Source organism: Moorena sp. SIO3B2, assembly GCF_010692525.1.
GTDB classification, from domain to species: Bacteria; Cyanobacteriota; Cyanobacteriia; order Cyanobacteriales; family Coleofasciculaceae; genus Moorena; species Moorena producens.
The window spans coordinates 1-2,344 of the sequence record NZ_JAAHHE010000672.1 but is presented as its reverse complement, the minus strand read 5'-3'; the positions used below and the strand labels follow the sequence as shown (position 1 = coordinate 2,344).

General features: G+C 49.6%; 1 protein-coding gene and 1 pseudogene. Both read left to right on the top strand.

The genetic code is table 11. The features are described 5' to 3' along the window. Positions 1-397: pseudogene (locus tag F6K38_RS39645) on the top strand (NB-ARC domain-containing protein,Caspase domain-containing protein); the annotation flags it as partial. Continuing rightward, a partial coding sequence (locus tag F6K38_RS39640; protein ID WP_287360380.1) for a tetratricopeptide repeat protein occupies positions 397-2,344 on the top strand: 1,948 nt, incomplete at its 3' end. The pseudogene F6K38_RS39645 and the gene F6K38_RS39640, both read left to right, overlap by 1 nt.

Sequence of the window (2,344 nt, the reverse complement as noted above, 5' to 3'; positions counted from 1 at the left end):
ATTTGCATTTGTGAATGATTTTCCTAGTTTTAAGATTCCTGAAAATCTCAGCATTGCTAGCCAACTGGCTTATTGCTGGAGAAAGTGGCAACCAGGTAAAGTTTTATTGGTTTTCGATAATGTCACTAACATCGAGCAAATTAAAGACTACTTACCGCCCATGGGTTCTCGATTCAGGGTATTAATTACTACACGTAGCTCACAGTTACCCTATGCATCACTTCCTCTCGGGGAATTACCAGAAACTGAGGCTCTAGAGTTGTTAGCACAGTTGTTAGGAAAGGAGTTGGTTCAAAAAGAGTTAGAATTTGCTACAAAGCTCTGTAAATTTGTTGGCTGTGTACCTTTAGGATTATACAATGCGGCAGCGCTATACTCAAAGCCAGGGAGTAGATGATGCTAGAAGAAATTTTATCGCTCCTAGAGCAGAAGCAATCTGAAGAAGGGGACTCTGGTACAGATGATGTTGTGCTGGAACTCAATTGGGATTCCTTAGAGTCTTCAGCTCAAACCATGGCTGCTCTCCTGAGTTTGTTTGCCTTGGCTCCTATTCCCTGGTCATTAGTATCCGAGGCTGCTGCAGCTGCTAGCTTAGACTTTGATTTAGTAGTGAATCGGGATATCTTAGTTGAAAAGTATTTACTCCAGAAGTTGGATGATAATACCTACCAACTTCACGAACGGATTAGAGAATTTTTGAGTATCAAACGGGAACAATTAGCTGATATTGAAAAACTAAAACGGGGCGTTTGTTCAGCTATAGTAGCAATAGCAAAGGAGATTCCTAAGACCCCAACTCAGTCAGAAATTATAGAAATTACTCCTGCTATCCCTCACCTGGTGGAAGTTGCTACTAACCAAAACGAATACTTGAATGACCAAGATTTAATCTCACCTTTTGTGGGCTTAGGCCGCTTTTACTATGGTCAAGGCGCTTACGAACAAGCATTGCCTTGGTATCAGGAATGCTTATCAATGGTTAGAGAGCGCTTGGGTGAAGACCACCCTTCTGTGGCCACCAGCCTCAACAACTTGGCTTATCTGTACGAGAGCCAGGGGCGCTACCTTGAAGCGGAACCGATGTACCAGCAAGCCTTAGACCTGAGGCAACGCCTGCTGGGTCAACAACACCCAGATGTGGCCACCAGCCTCAACAACCTGGCTTTACTGTACGACAGCCAGGGGCGATATTCGGAAGCAGAACCCCTGTTGCTGCAAGCCTTAGACCTGAGCAAACAGCTGCTGGGTGAAGAACACCGAGATGTGGCCACCAGCCTCAACAACCTGGCAGCACTGTACGAAAGCCAGGGGCGCTACCTTGAAGCGGAACCGATGTACCAGCAAGCCTTAGACCTGAGGCAACGCCTCCTGGGTGAAGAACACCCAGATGTGGCCACCAGCCTCAACAACCTGGCAGGACTGTACAAAAGCCAGGGGCGCTACCTTGAAGCGGAACCGATGTACCAGCAAGCCTTAGACCTGAGTCAACGCCTCCTGGGTCAAGAACACCCAGCTGTGGCACAAAGCCTCAACAACCTGGCAGGACTGTACAAAAGCCAGGGGCGCTACCTTGAAGCGGAACCGATGTACCAGCAAGCCTTAGACCTGAGGCAACGCCTCCTGGGTGAAGAACACCCAGATGTGGCAGACAGCCTCCACAACCTAGCAACACTCTACGAGAAACAGGGGCGATACTCAGAAGCAGAACCGATGTACCAGCAAGCCTTAGAGATGAGGCAACGCCTGCTGGGTCAACAACACCCGGATGTGGCACAAAGCCTCAACAACCTGGCAGTACTGTACTGGAGCCAGGGGCGGTACCAGGAAGCGGAACCGATGTACCAGCAAGCCTTAGAGATGAGGCAACGCCTGCTGGGTCAACAACACCCAGATGTGGCAGACAGCCTCCACAACCTAGCAACACTCTACGAGAAACAGGACCGATACTCAGAAGCAGAACCGATGTACCAGCAAGCCTTAGAGATGAGGCAACGCCTGCTGGGTCAACAACACCCAGATGTGGCAGACAGCCTCAACAACCTGGCTGCACTTTACTCACGCCAGGGGCGCTACCTTGAAGCGAAACCTCTGTACCAGCAAGCCTTAGACCTGAGGCAACGCCTGCTGGGTCAACAACACCCGGATGTGGCCACCAGCCTCAACAACCTGGCTGCACTGTACTCACGCCAGGGGGGGTACCTTGAAGCGAAACCTCTGTACCAACAGGCTCTACAGATTGCTGTCAAGCAGTTGGGAAAGGAACATCCTACAACCCGCACTATTTCCGGTAATTTGAAGAATCTATTGGGAAGATCCCAATTTGGCAAATCGGCTCAAACTAACG